General features: G+C 67.6%; 22 protein-coding genes. 21 read left to right on the top strand and 1 reads right to left on the bottom strand.

The window, feature by feature from the left end:
• The 13 genes from AB0L97_RS25580 to AB0L97_RS25520 all read left to right on the top strand — a co-directional run.
• On the top strand, positions 1-864 hold an 864-nt coding region (locus tag AB0L97_RS25580; protein ID WP_364433975.1), incomplete at its 5' end, for a hypothetical protein.
• Positions 864-1,688: an ESX secretion-associated protein EspG gene (locus AB0L97_RS25575; protein WP_364433972.1), complete on the top strand. Its 825-nt coding sequence runs from the start codon at positions 864-866 to the stop codon at positions 1,686-1,688. The genes AB0L97_RS25580 and AB0L97_RS25575, both read left to right, overlap by 1 nt.
• A gap of 41 nt (positions 1,689-1,729) precedes the next feature.
• The gene (locus tag AB0L97_RS25570) at positions 1,730-3,331 is read left to right on the top strand and encodes a hypothetical protein (protein WP_364433969.1); all 1,602 of its coding nucleotides are present in this window, start codon (positions 1,730-1,732) and stop codon (positions 3,329-3,331) included.
• Positions 3,328-4,110 carry an ESX secretion-associated protein EspG gene (locus AB0L97_RS25565; RefSeq protein ID WP_364433966.1) on the top strand — a complete coding sequence of 261 codons (783 nt, stop codon included), beginning with the start codon at positions 3,328-3,330 and terminating at the stop codon, positions 4,108-4,110. Before AB0L97_RS25570 ends, AB0L97_RS25565 begins: the two co-directional genes overlap by 4 nt.
• Positions 4,103-4,600, top strand: a complete 498-nt coding sequence (locus AB0L97_RS25560) for a hypothetical protein (RefSeq protein WP_364433963.1) — start codon at positions 4,103-4,105, stop codon at positions 4,598-4,600. The genes AB0L97_RS25565 and AB0L97_RS25560 overlap by 8 nt, the downstream gene beginning before the upstream one ends.
• 47 nt (positions 4,601-4,647) lie before the next feature.
• Positions 4,648-4,893: a YbaB/EbfC family nucleoid-associated protein gene (locus AB0L97_RS25555; protein ID WP_364433960.1), complete on the top strand. Its 246-nt coding sequence runs from the start codon at positions 4,648-4,650 to the stop codon at positions 4,891-4,893.
• 152 nt (positions 4,894-5,045) lie between these two features.
• Positions 5,046-5,366, top strand: coding sequence for a type VII secretion target (locus AB0L97_RS25550; protein ID WP_356967663.1), 321 nt, complete (start codon positions 5,046-5,048; stop codon positions 5,364-5,366).
• A complete protein-coding gene (locus AB0L97_RS25545) occupies positions 5,363-6,703 on the top strand; it encodes a hypothetical protein (protein ID WP_364433956.1) in 1,341 nt (446 codons plus the stop codon). The genes AB0L97_RS25550 and AB0L97_RS25545 overlap by 4 nt, the downstream gene beginning before the upstream one ends.
• A 13-nt stretch (positions 6,704-6,716) precedes the next feature.
• A complete protein-coding gene (locus AB0L97_RS25540) occupies positions 6,717-7,022 on the top strand; it encodes a PE domain-containing protein (protein ID WP_356967660.1) in 306 nt (101 codons plus the stop codon).
• A 36-nt stretch (positions 7,023-7,058) separates the two neighbouring features.
• Positions 7,059-8,063, top strand: coding sequence for a PPE domain-containing protein (locus AB0L97_RS25535; RefSeq protein WP_364433951.1), 1,005 nt, complete (start codon positions 7,059-7,061; stop codon positions 8,061-8,063).
• The gene (locus tag AB0L97_RS25530; RefSeq protein WP_364433948.1) at positions 8,060-8,842 is read left to right on the top strand and encodes an ESX secretion-associated protein EspG; all 783 of its coding nucleotides are present in this window, start codon (positions 8,060-8,062) and stop codon (positions 8,840-8,842) included. The genes AB0L97_RS25535 and AB0L97_RS25530 overlap by 4 nt, the downstream gene beginning before the upstream one ends.
• A 78-nt stretch (positions 8,843-8,920) precedes the next feature.
• Positions 8,921-9,238 carry a WXG100 family type VII secretion target gene (locus AB0L97_RS25525; RefSeq protein ID WP_364433945.1) on the top strand — a complete coding sequence of 106 codons (318 nt, stop codon included), beginning with the start codon at positions 8,921-8,923 and terminating at the stop codon, positions 9,236-9,238.
• Positions 9,239-9,280: 42 nt separating this feature from the next.
• Positions 9,281-9,574, top strand: coding sequence for a hypothetical protein (locus AB0L97_RS25520; RefSeq protein ID WP_356967652.1), 294 nt, complete (start codon positions 9,281-9,283; stop codon positions 9,572-9,574).
• A 57-nt stretch (positions 9,575-9,631) separates the two neighbouring features.
• Here the strand turns inward: AB0L97_RS25520 and eccE are convergent, their stop codons facing one another.
• Positions 9,632-11,380 (bottom strand): type VII secretion protein EccE, encoded by a 1,749-nt coding sequence (eccE, locus tag AB0L97_RS25515; protein ID WP_364434003.1) that lies wholly within the window; start codon positions 11,378-11,380, stop codon positions 9,632-9,634.
• Positions 11,381-11,517: 137 nt separating this feature from the next.
• On the opposite strand from eccE, the gene eccB reads away from it, so the two are divergent.
• From eccB to AB0L97_RS25475, 8 genes are all read left to right on the top strand, one after another.
• Entirely contained in the window at positions 11,518-12,924 is a 1,407-nt protein-coding gene (gene eccB / locus AB0L97_RS25510; RefSeq protein WP_364433940.1) for a type VII secretion protein EccB, read from the top strand.
• Between the two features lie 65 nt (positions 12,925-12,989).
• A complete protein-coding gene (locus tag AB0L97_RS25505; protein WP_364433938.1) occupies positions 12,990-14,117 on the top strand; it encodes a hypothetical protein in 1,128 nt (375 codons plus the stop codon).
• The gene (locus AB0L97_RS25500) at positions 14,114-14,578 is read left to right on the top strand and encodes a YbaB/EbfC family DNA-binding protein (RefSeq protein ID WP_364433935.1); all 465 of its coding nucleotides are present in this window, start codon (positions 14,114-14,116) and stop codon (positions 14,576-14,578) included. The genes AB0L97_RS25505 and AB0L97_RS25500 overlap by 4 nt, the downstream gene beginning before the upstream one ends.
• The gene (locus AB0L97_RS25495) at positions 14,538-14,978 is read left to right on the top strand and encodes a YbaB/EbfC family nucleoid-associated protein (RefSeq protein WP_364433932.1); all 441 of its coding nucleotides are present in this window, start codon (positions 14,538-14,540) and stop codon (positions 14,976-14,978) included. Before AB0L97_RS25500 ends, AB0L97_RS25495 begins: the two co-directional genes overlap by 41 nt.
• A gap of 102 nt (positions 14,979-15,080) precedes the next feature.
• Positions 15,081-16,697 carry an MFS transporter gene (locus AB0L97_RS25490; RefSeq protein ID WP_364433930.1) on the top strand — a complete coding sequence of 539 codons (1,617 nt, stop codon included), beginning with the start codon at positions 15,081-15,083 and terminating at the stop codon, positions 16,695-16,697.
• Positions 16,698-16,882: 185 nt separating this feature from the next.
• Positions 16,883-17,173, top strand: coding sequence for a hypothetical protein (locus tag AB0L97_RS25485; protein ID WP_364433927.1), 291 nt, complete (start codon positions 16,883-16,885; stop codon positions 17,171-17,173).
• Positions 17,174-17,320: 147 nt separating this feature from the next.
• Positions 17,321-17,980, top strand: a complete 660-nt coding sequence (locus AB0L97_RS25480) for a response regulator transcription factor (RefSeq protein WP_356967639.1) — start codon at positions 17,321-17,323, stop codon at positions 17,978-17,980.
• 21 nt (positions 17,981-18,001) lie between these two features.
• Positions 18,002-19,390 (top strand): HAMP domain-containing sensor histidine kinase, encoded by a 1,389-nt coding sequence (locus AB0L97_RS25475; protein ID WP_364433923.1) that lies wholly within the window; start codon positions 18,002-18,004, stop codon positions 19,388-19,390.
• Positions 19,391-19,487 lie beyond the last annotated feature (97 nt).

Raw genomic sequence — 19,487 nt, 5'->3', positions numbered from 1 at the left:
CAGCAGTGGTGGGACAAGGGCGACGACACCAGTAACAACAAAGGTTTCGTCGCCGGCATGCGTGAACTCGCCGGCCAGGTCCCCGAATTCGTCGACCCGAATACCGCGGCACCCCCCACCAACGGTGGAACAGGCAGTGGCGGCGGAACCGGAAACAACAACGGCGGCAACGGCAACAACGGCGGCAACGGCAACAACAGCGGCGGAGACAACAACAACGGCAAATCCAACGCAAACGGAAGCGGTGGCACCGGCGGCGGATCCGGAAGCGAAGCCGGCGGCAGCGGCAACGGATCGGGCGCGGGTTCGGGCAGTGGAAACGGCGGGCCCAGTGGAAACGGCGGCACGAGCGGCGCACCCTCGGGCGATCCCGGCCAGGGTACCGGTCCGAGCGGTGCCCCCGGGACCGGCGCCAGCGGCGCTCTCTCCGCCTCCGAGATGCTCAGTATGTTCTCGGAGGTGTTGCAGCTCATCACTTCCGGCATCACGACTCTCGCGCAGCTCGGCAATCAACTTGCCGCCCAGCTCGGCCCGGGATTGCAAGCGCTGACCAAAGCTGTCGAGGACGGCACCCTGACGGTGAAGCAGGCATTGGCCGAGGCTGCCGAGCGGATCGGCGAGGATATAGCTGAGGTCGAGGAGCTACTCCTCCCACCGGGTGCGACCGGGCCGGTCGACTCGCGGGCGCTGTTGCCCAGCCCGAACGAGGCGCTCGAACTACTTCAGCTGGGGGTACCAGGACGTGCGGCGGGCAATCAGCCCGCGGTCTTCCAGGATTTCACGACGGCGAGGTCGATCGATGACGTCGTCGGCGAGCCCGGATCGGCGGGCGTCCCGGGTATCGCGGCGGAGGGTGGCAACTGATGGCACGGACCTGGCGCCTCACCGGCCTCGAATACCTGGTGCTGCGTGAGCGACTGGTGGGACGCCGCACGAGCTGGCCGTTCGCCTACGTCGCCGACGTGAAGGGACATTTCGACTTCCAATTCGTCAAGGCTCGGGTCTGGGGTGAGCTGCAGGCCGCGTGGGACCCGGCGCTGGCCGAGGCGATGGTGAAGTCGATGCAGGCCGATGTGCGGATCGCGGTGCTCGCCCATGATGACAGCGCGCCCCATGATCTGGCCCGGCAGTGGACGATGGCGGGCAAGCTGTTCGGCGACCGAGCGATCCTGGTCGAGGGATTCCGCGTGCGGTCGCCCTATAGTCACGACGAACTGGTGATCACCGAGTGCGATGCGGTGGAGCTCGCACGAGTGATCGTGGACAAGCTTCCCCCGATGGCGGCGGGCGGCCAGTCGCAGGTCGAATTGCTGAGCTCGACGGCCGAGCCCGTGTTCGATCACTGGCACGGTCGCAGTTCGCTGTACGACGAAGGCGACCGCGATGTCGACACTCGGAGCCGAGGGTGGCAGGCCGCGCCGAAATCCACGGTCGGCCGGATCGAGATCACGCACGGTCACTCGAATTTCGGCCCGCGCGGGCAGGTGACCAAGTGGATCTTCTGGGAAGACCATCCCGGCGATGGCCGCTACATCGTCGATGCCGGGCCGCCGGTGGCCGCGGTCGCGACCGATGCCGAGCGGCTGGTGCGGCTCATCGAACGGGAATGCGGTGAACTGCAGCGCGTCCGGGGGGACGAGTCGCGCGGTGGAATCTCGCGGCTCAGCGTCTACGACGACGGCCGTTGAGATGACCGATCCGAACTGATTGCGCTGATAGGAGTTGCGACATGGCACTTGATTCCGATGTCTCGGACAACACCAAATGGGCGAGCTTGGGCGGCGCGGAGCTTCTGCTCGAGGCGGGGACGGCGCAGAAGTGCGCACAGCACGTCGAGGACATGCTGAATGTCGTTGTCGGCGTGCACAGCTGGGTGCAGGGCAACTATGAACGCGCGAGTCCGGTGTTCGCCGCGTGCGCCTCGGGGGTGCAGATGTGGGCCCTGTTCAACTCAAAGATCGCCACCGAGTTGCTGGAACGCATGGATCGGCATCGCAACATCCTCACCAATATGGGCAACACGTTTCTCGCCGCGGGCAAGAAATACGCCCTTACCGAGCACAACTCGGCCGTGAGCTTCGAGGGGATCTCCTTCGACAGCCCGCCGGGCACGCCACCCAGCGGAGCGCCCAAATCGGTGAAGATTCCCCGACATTCGAACAAGCCGGATACCACGACGCTCTACGACCCGGCCTTGTTCTGGCCCGAGGCGGGCTCGCAGCTGGATTGGTCGATTTTGTACAACGTCGGCCAGTCGATCAATGCGCAGGCGGTCGCCGACGCGGGTGGTGTGTGGTACTGGCTGTCCAAGGGGTTGGACCGTGGTTTCGACACCCTGCGGACCACCATCGCCGGTGCGTCGGATCAATGGACCGGCGCGGGTGCGGACGCGGCGATTCTGGCGACCACGCAGTACGTATTCGCCTCCGAGCAGCTCACGACGGATATGAATCTGTTGGGTGACTCGCTGGTGTTCAGCTCGGGCTGGCTGCAGCGGACGAAGAACGGCATGCCGCAGACCCCCGAACCACCGCCCTCGACGACCAGGACGCAGAACGACGCGGACCTGCTCCGGTTCCAAGAGCATTTCCAGACGCATTACACCGAGAACTACACGCATTTGACGACCCATATCGTGGCGCTACCTCAGCCGAACGAGGTGGTGACGCCGAGCCTGAACGTCGGCGGAACCGCGCCGATCGAGGCGCTCGACACGCCCGGTGCAGACGGGTCCGGCGGTGATCCCGGCGGGGAGCCGCCGACCGGCCCTGACGACAACGGCGGTGACGCGACGCCCGTCGGCGACAATCCGACGGGCGGTAGCAACCCGCCCGTCGACGGCGACGATCCCTCCTCCGAGCTCCCGAATCCCCAAACAGAAACGGGACCGAACACCCCGAACCTGCCGGAAGGGCTGAAGGACAAACCATTCGAGACGCTGAGCAACCTGCCCGACGACCTGACCTCGAAAGAATCGGGCAGCACCCCGTGGCTGATGAATTCCGCCCTCCTGCCACCAGGAAACGTCCCGTTCGTCGGCAAGGGCGGTGGCGGAGGAGGTGGGACCGGTCGCGTATTCGCCCTGGAACAGCTGAAAAACCAGGAGGCCAAGCTGTTCCCCCGCCTCACCGCCGTTCCGGACGAGAAGTTGACCGGACGGGCCGGACCCGCTGGTGGGCGCGAACCGGGTGTCCCGTTCGGCGGTCACCCCGGCCGCCCGAATGGCGAGGAGAAGGAGAAGAAGCGGTCCGAGCTGCTGGATTCGACCGAGCATCTCGACGAGGCGCTCGGGCAGCCGGGGCTCGCGATCAGACCGGTGCTCGATCGGTGAGCCGCACCTGGCAGCTCACTGATACGGAACTGATCGCCTTGTGGGACAGGCTGTTTCAAGACCGGCTACCGTTGCCGCTGTTCGCGCTGAATCGTGGCGACAACACGCGGGGCTGGGCGCGACTGGCGGCGGCGGCGCTGGCCGGGCTGGACGAGACGGCTGACGGCGCCCTGCACGACGCCCTCACCCGGGTCGCCCATGCCGATATTCGGGTCACAGCGGTGGCGTTCGACCCGCGCGATTGCGGCGACCCCGCAGGCCGGCTTCGCCTGGTCGGAGCCCGGCAGGGCGACGTGGCGGTCCTGATTCGCCAGCTACCCGGCGAAACGCGGTGGCACAGTGGCGGTTATGTGATCACCAGTGGCGATGCCGATCGGCTCGCCGGTGCGGTGGTCGGCGCGCTCCCCGCTCGGGCGGCCGGGCGGGGGCCGGATACTCCGTTGATCACCAGCCCGGCGAGCGCGGAGGCCGACCACCACTACGGCCGGTCTCCGGTCTACGACAACTATGCGGCCGATCGCGCCAGCGCGGCGTGGCTGCGACGGCCCGCGGAGCGGCTCGGAGTGATCGAAACCCGTATGGGTAGTTCGATCTTCGGGCCGCGCGGCATCACGCCCTACCGCATCGAATGGCGAGATCTGGTCGATGACGGCCGCTACGCCGTCGCCGAGACGGCAGGACCGGTCGCGACAGCGGTCGATCGGACGGCGCTGGCGTCCATGATCGCCGCCGATATCGCGACCGTGTCACAGACCATGGAGGACGAGCGACGTGTCTGAACAACCCCCGAGAATCGACGCCGAGTGGTCCGCGGACTCGATGTTCGGCGCGACGATCCATGAGAGCCCGGTTTTCGACGGGGCCGAGGCCGACCCGGAGACGACGCTCGATCGGGACGCGCCGGAACTGGAAGCACCGAAATCTGATTTCACGCCCTATTCGACCGGCGAGGCCGCACTGCGCGGTGGCGACATCGTGGTGAGCGCGACCGATTCGGCTGTGCCGCTGGCGGTTCGGCTCACCGCCGACCAACTCCGGCGCGACCCGGACGATCTCGGTGACGACATTCTGCGGCTGTGCAAGCTCGCGGCCAACCGGGCCGGCTTGCTCCGGCGTGCGTACCTGGCCGAGATCGGTGTCCCGGAATCGGCGCTGGACCTGCTCGAACTGCCGTCCCAGGACGCGGTCGAACACTACGAGCTCGCAGCGGAATCGGAGCACGGGTACGAGCCGCACAGCTGGCTCGACCGGGATGGAGATTCGTGGTGACAGATTTCGCTGCCCTCGAGGCGGGTGCTCGCGCACGACTGGATCGGATGCGACGGCTCGCCGCGGATCTCGCCGCGATCCGGGTCGACCACACCGATGCCGAGGGGGCCATCACCGTGTCGGTGGACGGGGTGGGCCGACTGCTCGATGTCCGTCTGACACAGGCGATTGCGATGCTGTCGCCGTCCGAGTTCGAACGGGTGCTCGTTGCCACCGCCGCTGCGGCGGTGCGGCGGGCTTTGGGAGCGCGCGGACAACTGATCGACGAATTCAACGGTCAAGTGAACAGCTAGCGCTGCCCTGCCCGCAGGGACGAGTCAACGGGCAGGTGAACAGCCGGGGTCGCCGCTCGCGCACCGCTTGCGGACACCGCGGCCCGAATTAGATTTCTGACGCGAGCCGTCTAGGTATCGAGATCACAGAACCAGCCCAGGAGGGTACCGCGATGAACGTCCTCAATGTGCAGCCGCAGACATTCCGCCGATACGGCGAGATTTCGGACGGGATGGCGGCGACTGTCGCCGTCGCGGGGGCCGTCGACCAGGCCGCTGTCATAGCGGCCATCGCTCCGACCTTCGGGTTGATCGGTCACGAATTCCTGACGAGTTTCGCGTACGCTCAGGCCAACCACTTCGCCGCACTGACCAAGCTCGTCGAAATCCTCACCACCACCGCCGATACCGCGCGGGTGGCGGCGGCGTCCTATGAACTGACCGAGCAGCACAGCGTGGCTTCGTTCGGTACGCTGACGGGCGCCGAACAGTGACTCCCGCGCAACCCTCCGCGGCGCCGCTACATCCGACCGTTCTCGACGCGCTCCGAAATACGCCGGCTGCTCCGTTTCTCGATCAGCCGACCCAGCAGTTGCTGGCCGGCATCGGCTTGCCGCAGTTTCCCACTCTTCCACCGCTGCCGGGTCTGCCGGTCCTCCCGCCGCTCGACCCGGCGGCACTGTTCAAACCGGTAACCGACCTGATCAGCGGCTACGGCAACGGCAACCTGGGCGCGGGGGAGTTCAATCCGCAAACGTTGATGCGGAATGTCACCGACGCGGTGCGCACCGCGATGCAGCTGGCCTCCACGGGCATTCAGCTGCTGCAGTCGATGGAGAGCTCAGGGGCAACGGCGGCGACGGCGGCGGCGGTCGACACCGTGGCGACGTCCGCATCGATCTCCGAGCAGGCCGCGCGGATCAACCTGACCACCGGCGGCGCCGCGGGCACCGTCGCTGCCGGATATGCGCAAATGGCGGCGGTAGCGACGCGTTTCGCGCTCACCACCGCAGCGCTCGGGCCCACGCTGGTGACGCCGCCCGGCCAGGCGGCGCTGCTGGCCACCGCCATCGAGGCGGGCACCGAGGCGACGGCGATCACCGCCCAGACCAAGGCGCAGTTGCTGGCGCAGTCGGCGGAGATGACCGAGGCGGGCAAGCCGGTGCCGACTCGCAGCCCGAAACATGCGGACCTCGGCAAGGTCCAGCGTTCGCTCACCCAGACGGTTTCGGCGGCCGGTCCCTCGGCGCCGGATGTGTCGGCGGTCGGTTCGCGGTCCTCCCCGGGATCGGCGTTCGCCACCGCCGGGGTCGCGCCCTCCTCGCCGAACCAGCCCACCGTGACGCAGTTGCTGTCGCGATTGCAGCAGGTGGTGACGCCGTTGATCTCGGTCGCGCAGACCGTCGGGAAAGAGGTCCCCGCGCAGTTCCCGGCCAAGCCTGGCGCCGACCCCGCGGCGCCGGCTCCGACGCGCTCCGCTGCGGCAGCCGTGCCGGTCGGGTCGACGAGTGGGGGAGCGGCGGTCGCCCCGGCGGCGGCTCCGCTGGGCGTGTGGCAAACCGAAGGCGTCATCACGGTGACCGCGAGCCCGATCGGCACGCCGCTGATTTCGGCGTCGGCCTCCACGTACTCGCATGAAGTACTACCGCCTTTCGCACCCGGTGCCAGCTCGATCGGCGACGACCGGGCACGCCCGGGGGGCGGCCGCCAGGAGTCGCCTGTCGATGCCCGCTATGGCGACGAACTGGTCGGAGGCGGCCTGCCCGAGACCGCAGCACCCATCATCGGCGTGGAAACGACCGCCGACCCGGATACGCCATTCAGCCTTTAAGAGGAGAACGTTGATGAGCAGCATCGCGATAGATCACCAACTCGCCAGGATGGCGGCCGGTCGGCTGGACATGCTGGCCGATGACCTGGAGGGCGGGCTACTTCAACGCAGTGACGCGCTGCGTCCGGTGCCGGCAGCCGCCGACCCGGTGTCGCGGCACACCGCGCAGGTGCTGCGACAAGTCAGCGCTTCGTTCGAGCAGTCCTGTCTGGGGGGCGTCGGCGAACTGCGCAAGATCGCCGCGAACCTGCGTTCCCACGCCGACCTCGTCGGGGATTCCGATGACGACGCCGTGCAGTCGTTCCAGCGCCTGGCGTAGCACCGCGCGCCGAACATCGAGACGAGGAGTGACGCGATGGTCGAACTTCCGCACGCCGGTTTCACCGGCACGATGTGGGACGCCGTACCGGCCCAGCAGCTGGCACGCGAGCTGACGACCGGTCCCGGCGTCGTGCCGATGGCCGAGGCGGGGCTTGCCTACGCAGCGCTCGCACTGCACCTGGGTGAGGCCGGTGCCGAGTATCGCGCCATTCTCGCCATTGTCGGGAACGCGTGGGGATCGGATTCCAGCGCGGAGGGCATTGCCCGGTTGGCGCAGCTGGCCGACTGGTTCGACGACCTCACCACCGCCGCCGAGCACAATGCTGCCACGGCCGCCGAGCAGGCCGCGGCCTACGAGATCGCTCAGCTCACGATGCCGCACGTGGACGAGGTGGCGGCGGCGGTGCGGATGGCCGAGGAGACGGTCAGCGGCACGCTGCTCGGCGCACCGCTTGCCGGACTGTTCGACACTGCCGAGCATCAGATCGACGCCTTGCGCGACCACGCCGCCCAGGTGATGCGCACCTACGAGGCGGGCAGTGCGAAGCTGTCCGCAGCGTGGGAGCAGGAGACGGCCCCCGTCGTCTCCGCGGGAGCCGCCCTACTCGCTGAGCAGGCGCCGAAGCCGGTCGGCGACGGGTCATCGGGGCCGCCGCCCGACGCGCAGGCCGTTTCTTCTCCCGCACTGCGGGGTTCGCCGGTCGTCGACCTGTCGGCATCGACTGTCGCTCCGGCTCCGACCCTGACAGTCGGCGGTGAGTCGCTGGTGATCACGCCGATGCCGCAACCCGTCTCGCCGATCGTGGCGGCAACGGCCGGCGCTCCCGTCGTGGCAACGGCCTCGCAGGTACCGCCACCGTCGATGCTCGCGCCGCCCACGACTTCGCCGGTTCCGGTGTCGCCGCAAGCCGGTCAGCGGGCGGTGGCAGCCGAGGCCGGAGCTCTCGGCGAGCAGATCGTCGTCCAGGCCGGGCTCGCCACCGCACCACCAGTTCTGGGCGGCGTTGCGCAGTCCCGTACCGCCGGGGCGTCGCAATGATGACCCTGACCGTCGATGCCGCCCTCGTCGTCGCCGAAACGCTCGGCGCGCAAACCCTTCCGGTGGTTCTCGCCCTGCGCCCACAACACAGCGAGCACGCCGACTTCCTTGCCGCCCGCGTCGCCGCTGTCGCGGAGCTTTATGCGCGCGGCGTGCTCGACGAGGACGGGAACGTCCTCGACGACGAGCTGACCACGGCGATACTCGCCCTGGCCCGTCCGGAAAGGCAACTGGCCCTGCGGATCCGGCGCGCCGGCGCGCATCGGATCTGCCTGGCCCGGCGCGGCCTGGACCACGCGGTGGCGGTGCGAGTGGGCGACGAAATCCAGGTCGGCACCGTGTGGGGTGACGAGGATCCGGTCGCACTGGCCCGGCCGCTGCTGGCCGCGCTCGGCGCCCGTCCACCCGCGGACATCCCGGTGCTCACCGCCCCCACCGCCGAACTGCGTCGACGGCTCGACGACGCGGGAACCACCGAGGCCAGCGCCGCCTACCAGCTCGGCATGTCCGAATCGGACGCGCTGGCCCTTGGGCTGGCACTGCGCCAGTGTATTTCGGTCGCCGAGTTGGTGTGCTACTCCCACCGTGACGGCAGCGCGGAGCGATCGCCCGCCGCCGTCGCCGTGTACGACACCGCGGCCGGCCGGATCATCGGCGGCGGCAGCATGGCCCCTGACGGGCAACCGTGGACGACCTTGGCCCCCGGCAGTGATCGCCGGTTGGCCCATGTCGTCGGTGCGCAGATCGAAGCGCTGCCGGAGGGCCGCTGGATGCCGTAATCGGTACGCGCATCCACCCATCGTCCGGAGTCACTTCTCCGGAATTCTCAACACATCATCATCCGAAAGGAAATGTCAATGGCCGGCGCAGATGCTCTCCACCTTGATTTCGCCATATTTCAGAAGTACACGAACGCGTACGCCGACGTGATTCCGCCCATCGACAAGAGCGTCGACAACCTCGAGGCCACAGTGATCGCCGCGAAGAAGGATTGGGAAGGTGAAGCCAACGTCGCGTTCACCAAATTCGCCGACGAACTGCAGGCGAGGATCCGCAAAGTGAATGTCGATCTGGGCCAGGTCTCAGAGGCGTTGCGTACCGGTGAAACGAAGGTCGCGGCAACCGAAAACGAGAGCATGGGCGGGTTCACCACGCTGAACACGAATTACCTCTGACCGGAACCGACCGAAACCACTTCTGAGAACGGAACCAGCACAATGTTGTACAACCCGGCGGGCGTCATCCAGCTGATCACCGATATGGACAACTACCACGCGGCCATTACCACGGAGCGGGAAAACGCGCAGAACGCGGCGACCTCGCTGGTGCGGGAGGGCTGGCATAGCGGCGAAGGCGGCGCCGCCGGCTCGTTCCTGGCCAAGCACAAGACCCTGATCGCCGACCTGGACGAGCTGCTCGTACTGCTGAAGAAGGGACGTGACAACGTGCAGGCCGCGCTGGACAAGGCCCGGGCGACCGATCAGCACGTCGCGGACGACTTCGTCTGGTAGATCCGGCACCGAGGAGTCCCCGGGGGCCCGCCGCCAACTGGCCGCGGGCCCCCGTTCTCATGCGGATCGCAGTGCCGGCTCTGGTTGCGGCCCGACCTCGGTTTCGGCGTCGGTTCCAGCGCCCTCGAGATACTCGACTTCCTCCCGGATCGAGACCACCTGGACGGTCAGTTCCCGGCCCGCGCTGCGAATGTGCACCCGCCCGGGCACGTCCGCCGATTCGATCAGCGCGACATCGGCGCCGAGCAGAACCGCCGCTGACTCCCGCGGCGAACGGACATGGACGGCCGTCGCTTCCGACACCTGTCCGGCCGAGGCGACACCGTCGAAAACGATCATCGTCGCCGCGGCCGTGTATCGCGCGCTACCGGACGCGGGCAACGACAGCGCGGCAGGCGCGCCGACCGCCGCGACCAGGCATTCCCATTCACGGGGGCGAACGCTGTGCACGATCACCTGCGCACCCACCGCGATCGCGCGCAGCACCATCAGTTGGGTCAGCCGCAGCGACCCGACGATCTCCACCCGCCGGACCGCGGGCCCGAACAGCGGCACCGCGACACCGAGCCCGTCATCGGTAGCGCCGATCACCTGACCGCACCCTGCGGCCTGCACCGTGAATCGCGACATCGCCGCTGGTACCCCGCGTAGCGCGGCGGATGGCTCGAGGTTCCCGCCGTCGAGCAGGACCTGGCGCTGCAGTCCGCGCAACGGACGCAACCCGAGTTCGGCGGGCGGTTCCTCGGCGTCGTGATGACCGACGCCGGCAAGGTCGCGCCGCACGACCGCGCTCAGCGCGACCATGGTGCCACGCCGGCCCGGCGAGTCCGAATCGACGGCCGGTGTCATGCGCAAGCGGGTCAGCACCGACTTGCCGGGCAATGTCCACACCGCCGCCAGCACCCCCGGTTCGAGCAGGTGCGGCCGGACCGCGTAACCGGCCAGTTCGATGCCGCCGCTGCGCAAGACGCGCCAATCCTCAGCCCACTGCTGTGGGTCGTTGTCGTGCAGGACCGCGGCCTCCGCGGCCGCCAGTTCGTCGGCGGTGAGGATCGATACCCCGACGCCGCTGGCGGCGATGCGACCCGCGACCCGGCGCGTCGCGACCAGGGCGGTGCGGATCATGCCTTCCTGTGCGTTGCCCCGGTTGTCGATCGCGCCGACGTTGTCGAGCGGGTCGAAACGCAGGACCAGCCAGACGGTCTGGGTAGCGGCGGCAGGCAGTGGCCCGAGCAGTTTTTCGTAGACCCGGACGACGTTGTGCGGGCCCTGGGTGCGGACACCGAGCGTGACGACGTCGACGGCGGCCAGCCGAATATCGAACTGGGACAGGCACCGCGCCACATCGGCGAGTGAGATGGCCGCGCCCGCCTCGATCCGAGCCGATCCGAGCAGGGTCGGCCGCACCACGGTGTCGCCGAGCCCGACCATGGTGATCAGGTGGCTGCCGTCCCAGCGCATGCCACAGCGGGCGCCACCGGAGTCCGGGATATCGACATCGAACGACTCGGGGCGTGGTTCATTACCACTACCGCGCCGATTGCGCCACCAGAGCGAGCCGCGCATTCCCAGAATTCGCCAAACATTGGTTTTCCAAACTCGGACGCCACCGAGCAACGCAATTGTGATCCCGATGCCGAGAGCCACTCGAATATCTGCGCAGAGGGCGATGGCTGTGGTGGCGGCCGTTGTTCCCGCGGCCGCCGATGGCAGCACGATGGACAATGGAATCCGTGTGAACAGTTCGCTCGGACCCGAAGTCGGCAATGGCACAACAGGTGATTCCCGGGTATCTTCCGGCGGCATTATCTCGCTATTCATTCAGAACATCTCCATTCGGCGCTCGCCTGTGTGGTGCGGTAGCCTCTCATATGTCGTACGAGTGTGCACATTCAGGCACACGGTGTTCATGCGCACGTGTTCGTGCGCACGGAGGAGTTGAAATGCCGGCACAGTTGACGACCCGGGCGCAGGTCAATGGATACAGATTTCTGTTGCAGCGTTTCGAGCACGCGCTGGTTCGCCGCGATGTGCGAATGCTGCACGATCCCATGCGCATCCAATTCCGTTCGTTGCTGACGGGTTTGGTGCTGGCAGTGCTGGTGACGGCAGGCTGCGGCGTCCTGGCGTTCCTGCGGCCGCAGGGGCAACTCGGCGATGCCAAGATCATCATGGCCGGCGACAGCGGTGCCCTCTACGTCATGGTGGACAAGACCATGCACCCGGTGCTGAATCTGGCTTCGGCCAGGCTGATCACCGGCACCAGTGAATCACCGACGTCGGTGCCGGATTCGAAGCTGGCCTCGGTACCGCGCGGACCGATGCTCGGCATCCCCGGCGCACCCGCGTCGCTGCCGGGGGCGGTCGATCGCGATCGCTCCGAGTGGACGCTGTGCGAAGACGCGACCGACGGTTTGCGCAGTACGGTTCTCGACGGCGTGCCACAGCTCGGCCCGCAGATCCGGCCCGCCTCACCGGATGAGGCGGTGCTCGCGACCTATGACGGCGCCACCTACCTGATCTACGACGGCAAGCACGCACGCATCGACATGAGCAGTGAAGCGGTCGTGGCTACCTTGCAGATTCGCGACATGCGGCCGCGGCCGATCGGTGCCGGACTGCTCAACGCGACCGCCGCCGCCCCCGAACTCCTCGCTCCGGCGATACCCGACGCGGGTGCGCCCAGCGCCGTGCGCGTCGGCAATGTCGTTGTGGGGTCGGTGATCCGGGTCCAAGGCGTCAACGGCGCGCAGCCGTATGTGGTGCTCGCCGACGGGCTGCAGAAGATTTCGGAGTTCACCGCGCAGGTACTGCGCACGTCGAACTCGATGGGGCATACCGTCATTCCGCTGCTGTCCCCGGACGCGATCGGCGGTCTGCCGGTGCTGAACACCCTGCCGATCGGGCAGTTCCCGGCCGGCGTCCCGTCCATCGTCGCCATGGATACCGATCCGGTGGCCTGCGCGAGCTGGGCGCGTAGCGCGAGCGATCAAGCCGCCACCCTGCGCTTGCTCGTCGGCAGGCAACTGCCGCTGGCGTCCGGCCGGACACCGGTGCGTCTCGTCGGGGGCGAGGCTGCCCACACGGCCTATATACCCGCTGCCAGCGGCGAATTCGTGCAGGCCACCGGTATCGAGCTGGACAGTACCCGGCGCGATGGCCTGTTCTATGTCACCGACACCGGCGTTCGATTCGGTATTCCGGACGCCGCGACGGCAGTCGTGCTCGGACAGACCGCCGAGCCGAAGCTGGTGCCGTGGCAGATCATCAGTCAACTGCCAGCCGGGCCGATGCTGGATCGCCAATCCGCCCTCATCGCCAGGGATGTCGTCCGCACCGGCGGGGCGTAGCCGGTGTCCGCGGGTGACGAGAAGGTGAACGGCTGTGGCGACCAGATCATGCCCGGTCGCCGCCCGTGCGTGGGCTGGGTACTTTCCTGGCAGTCGAGCGCGAAGGGAACTTGCTGATGCCGCGGATTGTGGGCAGGCGAAGCGATGGCGGCGTGGTTGTCGCTGCCGGCGGGGTGTGTGTCATCGTCGGATCCGACGCCCTCGACGCCGCCGGGCACTGTGCGACACCGCCGGAGCAACTGCGGGTGATGTTGGTCAGCGCCACGGCCGACGACGGCGATTGCACCGTTACCGACGAGCCGATGCCCGCCGGTCTGCTGTCGCCGGCGCAGCTCGCGACTATCCTGGCCTGGGAGGTCGGGTTCGTCGAGGGCGAACCAGGCGACAGTGAGCGGCCCGGACTGAGCAGTGCCGAAACCGAACTCTACCTACGCTATCGACCTGATACCGGGGACGACTATCCGAACAGGCCGGCCGTGGCGGAGGTCGACCGCCCGTTCTTCTCGCTCGAACCCGTCATCGTGCCCGCACCGGTCGGGCCGACCGATGCGCCCGAGTTCGCCGACTATGCGTCCGCGGCGCTGGTTCAGCTCTGCGCATCGATGGCCCATGTCGACGATCTGTCCGCTGCCGAGGTCGTCGGCGCGGCAGCCGAAGACCTGATCGACCGCGTCAGCTATGCCCAGACGGTCGAGGAGTTCTATCCGGCGCTGGCGCAGGCCGTTTCGACGCAGACGGTGCCCGATCCCGCCGTCGAGGCGGCCGACGGCGTCGACCGCGACGAGATCCTGGGCTTCTTTGCCCGCCTGCTGGCGGAGCTGGATCGGCGGCGGCCCTGGCCCGACCCGGTCACGGTCGCGGTCGACCCGCGCACCTGGCCGACGCCGGGGTCGAGCAGGCTCATCGGCTGGCTGGATATCGGCATCTCCGCCCTGGAGTGGGCGGTGAAGGCGGGCTTTGCGGAGGTTCCCGACGACGATCAGGCGGTGCTGGTCTTGCGTTTGCGGAGCGGCCAGCTGATCGCGCTGGTGGGGGAGCAGGACCCGGACCCGGCGAGGTTCATGGTGCTGCTGCCCGATCTCGACGGCCCGCAAGACCCCGTGGCGGTGATCGCGTATCTATCGCGATACGCCGGACTACGGGTCGAATTCGATGAACGGGCGGCAGCGATGGCAGAGGTGGCGGCACAGTGATACGACCGGAGAACGCGAGCACGGCGGCCGATGCCGCTGAACTGATCGATGCGGTGAGCCGGGCCCTGAGCCAGATGCGCAGTCTGCGCGGTGCGCGCGACGCGCTGACCGCGTCCGCCACCGTGGAACACGGCCGAATCACCGTCGTGGTCAATGCTTCCGGCTCGATCATCGAGACGTACTACGCCGACGACATCAACACGCTCAGCTATGGCCAAATCGCCCGCGCGACAGTGCAGGCGGCGCAGGCGGCGGCCGCGAAGGTGGCCGCCGAGCAGGAAACGCTCCTGGCCCCGGCAGCCGAGTTGCGGTCGCGAATGCCCAAGCCAGAGGATCTGTTCGAAGGCCTGGCAGCGCTGCGGGCGCAACTGCCGAAGCACACCCCCGCACCGCTTACTTCGCAGTCGCAAAACCCGCTGAATGACCGTCGAAGCGATAGTCATCGGATTCTCGACCGATGAAGCCGCCCGTCGAATTGTGAGCGCGACAGAAGGACCCGACACGATGGATGATGATTTCAACGCTGCCGTCGAGGAATTTCAGGCCAAGATGGCCGAAATCGCCGATCTGCAAGCCGAACGTGCGCTACTTGTCGGCGTCGCCACCACTGCGCGACGGCGGGTGCGCGTCACCGTGAATGCCGACGGGATCGCCACCGACATCAAGTTTTCCGGCTCGATCGGCGAATTGACCCCGGCGGAGCTCGCGGACGCGGTCACCGCGGCGTCGCGGGCGGCGGTGCTCGAGGTCGCGCGCAAAGCCAAGGAACTGATGGCACCGCTCGACATCGATCAGGCCGAGGCGCCCAAACCGGACGATCTGTTCGCCACAATCAACTCACTGCGCGATCACCTGGGCTGACGCCGACCGCAGTGGACCGGCACCGCGCCGATTGGCGAGATCGCCACCGATAGTCGAGACTTCCGATCGGGGGTGGCCGAGCTATCGAGTCGAAGGCGCACCATGGCAGTCGAGATCAGCCGTCCAGGCCGAGTGACCCGGACGCAACCGGCGCTGCCGTCGAGCCGCGGGCGGCGCGCACTCGTCCTGTCACTCGTCGGCGGCACCGGATTCCTGATCAGCCAGGACGTTTCGTTGCACAGCATCGCCGTGTCGACCTTGCTGCAGCAGCTGGGTGACCGGGACGTGCTCGAGTTCTCGCTGTGGATCCCGAAGTCTTATGTGTTGTCGCTCATCGTGTTTCTGCTCGTCGGTGGTGTGCTCACCGACCGTTGCGGCGCCAAGCGAGTGCTGATTGCCGGGTATGTCACCTTTCTCGCTGGTCTGCTGGCCCACATGCTGCTGGCCGCGACCTCGATTCCGTTGCTGGTGGCCAGAATCGTCATGGGTGCGGGTGTCGCCGCAATCGTCCCCGCGTCGTTGTCGATCCTCGTGCTGGTCAGCAATGCCGGTCGGCAACGTGCCCAGGCGCTGCTGTTGTGGGCAGGCTGTCTGGCCGCGGGCGTGACAGTCGTTCCGCTGGTCAGCGGCCTGCTGTTGAACAATCTGTGGTGGCCCCGGGTCGCCCTCGCCGATGCCGTGGTCGCGGTGGCGCTGCTGGTCGGCATCGTCAAGTTCGTCCCGCGCTGGCCCGGCGATCCGCAAGCCCCGGTGGATTGGCCGGGTGTCGTTGCGGCGACGATAGGTTCAGGGCTGGTCGCGCTCGGTCTGTTCAAGGCGCCCGACTGGGGTTGGACCGCGGCTCCCGTCGTGGCGCTGCTGGGGGCAGGCGCCGTGCTCTTGGTTGTGGCGGCGGCTACCCGCCGTGGCGGCGAGTTGCCGCACGACATTCTGTTGCGAGCCGATCCGCGGGCGCAGCCCGCGATGTTCGCGCTGTCCGCGGCGGTCGTGGCGGAATTCGGCATTGTCTTCGTGACGATCCAATACCTGCAGGCGGTGCGTGGCACCGACCCGGTCGTGGCGGGCGCGCTCATCTTCCTGCCCGCCTGCGTGGCCTCCGCGCTGGGTGCCAAGGCCGGTGCGATGCTGCAACGCCGTACCGGCGCGACAACTCCGCTGATCATCGGCTTGACGATGGTGCTGGATGGCCTGGCTGTCGGTTTGACCGCGGACGCGGCGGGCAGCCTGGAGCGGATCGTGGGGATGGTCGCGGTGATGAGCGTGGGTATGGGCATTGTCATGGCGGTCGCGCTCGATGCGATCGCTACCGCGCTGCCCCCGACTCGCAACGGCGTCCTCTTCGGGGCACAGTCGGCCGTCGTCCAACTCGGTAGCCTCCTCGGTTTGGCAGTAGCCGGTGGTCTCGTGGACCAGGGATATCGAGCGGAGCTCGTCATTCCGGCCAAAGTCGCCGCGCACGAAGGCATCGTCGCGGTCGGGCAACCGCTCGGCAAGAACGTGGCAACGGCGGCCGCGGTTGGCGACACACTCGGTGGGCCGCTCGCCCAAGCGGTGCAGAACGCGTTTTTGGTCGGCTACCGGCACGCATTGCTGGCCACCATCGTCGTGGTCGTCGTGATGATGCTCGTAACCGTCGCCCTGACCGCGCGCGCCCGCCGGCGGAGTGCTGGGAACTCGAGGGGTTGTCAAGAGATTCCAAAGAATATTCGAGATATGTAAATAATCGCAAAGTCGATATCAAGAATTCGCGGCGAGCTTGATCGCTTTCGATGCGGTGCGCATAATTCATTTTCGGGGCGCATTGACTATTCTATCGAGAGGCTGGGGTTGTCGTGAAAGAGGTTGACGATGGCACTCCCGTTCCGCGCCGGATCCGGCCGAGTGCTGCCACGGCCCGATCGGCTGTGTCGCGGACCTCGGCCGAAGAGATCTTGACCCGCGCGCGAGCCGAACGGGCCCAACTCGAGCAGGGTCGCCACTTCTATGCCCAGCTTGTCGATCAGGCAGAACAGCTACACCACGAGATCCGTAGGCTGCACGAGGAGCAGCGCGAGGTCTATCGGCAGCTGAACAACCTGCGTCGACGATTCACCAGCCTGCCGCCCGTCCCCCGGCCGAGCGGCTATCCGCCGATCGCGGTCGCACCGGCCGCGCAGGCCGAGCCGCGCGCCGGTGCAGGTAGAGCGACTGCCTGACTTCGGATCGCCTCGATGAGGACCGTTGCCGGACAACAATGTTGACCGATCGGCGGCGCTCCACTCCGCGACGGCAGGCGTGATCGTCTGCGGTAGTCTCACCTCGTGTTCAGGTGCGGGTCTGGACGTGTGGAAGGGACCGGGTTCGTGCGTGTGGTGGTGGTGGAGGACGACGCGGGCGTAGCCGGCGCTGTTGTCGACGGCCTCCGAGCGCATGGTTTCCCGGCCGTCGACCATTTGTCACACGGGCTCGATCTGCTGACTTCGCACGCAGGCTACGACGCGGTCGTGCTCGATATCGGGCTGCCCGACGTCAACGGTTACCTGGTGTTGCGCCAGCTCCGCAAGGTCAGCACGGTTCCGGTGATCATGCTGACCGCGGAGGGCGACGAGTTGGCGGTGGTGTCGTGCCTGCGTGCCGGAGCCGACGACTACATGGTCAAACCGCCGCGGCTCGGTGAACTCGCCGCCCGCCTGGAAGCGGTCGTGCGACGCAGGCAAACAACCGAGTCCGCTCCGGCCGTGGTGGTTACCGGTGATGTCGCGGTGGATCTGGGAGCTCGTTCCGTCGAAGTGGCCGGTCTGCCGGTACAGCTGACCCAGAAGGAATTCGCCATAGCACGCGTGCTGGTCGAGCGCGCGGGCGTCGCGGTGGCCCGGGACACGATCATGGACGAGATCTGGGGCGAGAAAACCCCGTCCACGTCTCGTTCGCTCGACGTTCACATGGGCGCGCTGCGGGCCAAACTGAACCGCCCAGGACTGATCGCCACCATTCACGGCTTCGGCTACCGCTGGACTCGGTGACCTCGCCGGATGCGCGTTCGGTTGGTCAGTGTATTCACCTTGCTGGCGGCGATCTGCATGATCTGCTTCGCGATCGGGATCGGGATGGAGTTGGCGTCGAGCCGGACCCAGGCGATGGTGATCGATCGGATCCAGGTCGCCAACCAGTTCGCGGCGACGGCGTCGGTTGATCCGGCACGCCTCGAGGGGGAGGCGCAGAGCTATTTCGAGCAGACCGGCAACGGTGTCCTGGTGATCGCGGGCAGCGGCACGGTGATGGTCGATGTCGGGGTGAACCGCGCCGACCCACGGGTCATCGAGGTATCGAACAACGCACACCGGTTCATCCCGCCGGAGACGCTGTATCCGTGGAGTACGCACCCGATGGTGGTCGGCCAGCCCATCGGAACCTCGCAGCAAGCCGGCGGTGTGGTCGTCATCGCGATCTCGACCTCGGCGACTCGCCGTGGTATCACCGACAGTTGGATTCAACTCGCCTGCGTGACCGCCACCGCCCTGCTGGCGTTCGGCGGCGTGGCGCTCGGGGTATCAGGGTGGATCCTGCGACCGGTGTCCAAGCTGCGCCGCGATGTCGACGCGCTGACCTCGACCTTGCCGGTGCGGCGCGCGGAGCCGGGGGGTCCCCGGTCCAGAGGCCGGGGGCCGCGGGAGATCGTCGAACTCGCGGTCGGTGTCGCGTCGATTACCCGAGCCGTCGCCGACCTGGCCGCGGCCGAGCGAAAACTGGTGGTCGATACGGCGCATTCGCTGCGAAATCCACTGGCCGCGCTCGCGGTTCGGTTGCAGGCCTTACAGCCGATGATCGCCCAGGATCACGCGTCGGCCACCTTCGCCGGTGTGGTGAGCGAAGTGGACCGGCTCACGGAGTTGCTGGACGGCTTGCTGGCCTCGGCGGTGGCCGATGCCGCGCCCGGACACGCCGCCGCGCGCTCGAACACGTCGGACTGTGACGCGGTAGCGGTGGCACGGGATCGAGTGGACGCGTGGCATGCCGCGTTCCAGCGCGCCGACATGACCCTCACCCTCGACGCGACTACCGAGGTTGCCGAAGCGGGTGTTCCGGCGAGTGTGCTCGCCCAGATTCTCGATGTCGCGCTGAGTAACTCCGTACGCTACGCGGGCCGAGATGCCCATACCGCGATCACCGTCAGCCAAGAATGCGAGTCGGTGATCGTGTCGGTCCGCGACGACGGTGTCGGGGTGTCACCCGATGAGCTCGATCAGCTGACCACTCGATTCTTTCGCGGAGCCCAGGCGACGGCCGGCGGCTCCGGTCTCGGCCTGCCGATCGCGGCGACCATGGCGGCCCAGTACGGGGGATTGTTCTTCGTCGACGTAGCCGAACCGTGCGGTCTGGTCGTCACGGCCAGCTTTCCGGCTGCGGTCGCGCCGAACCTTACATCCGGGTGAACGCCTGAAGGTTTGGTGAACTCCGTCGGCGCGCCGCGCGAGCGACACGAGGGCGACGGCACGATCGCCTTGTGGCACCTAACCCTGACGCCGGTAG

The organism is Nocardia sp. NPDC051911, from assembly GCF_040681035.1.
Taxonomy (GTDB): domain Bacteria; phylum Actinomycetota; class Actinomycetes; order Mycobacteriales; family Mycobacteriaceae; genus Nocardia; species Nocardia sichangensis.
Note: the sequence above shows the minus strand (reverse complement) of the source record. Positions and strands in the feature narration are given on the sequence as shown.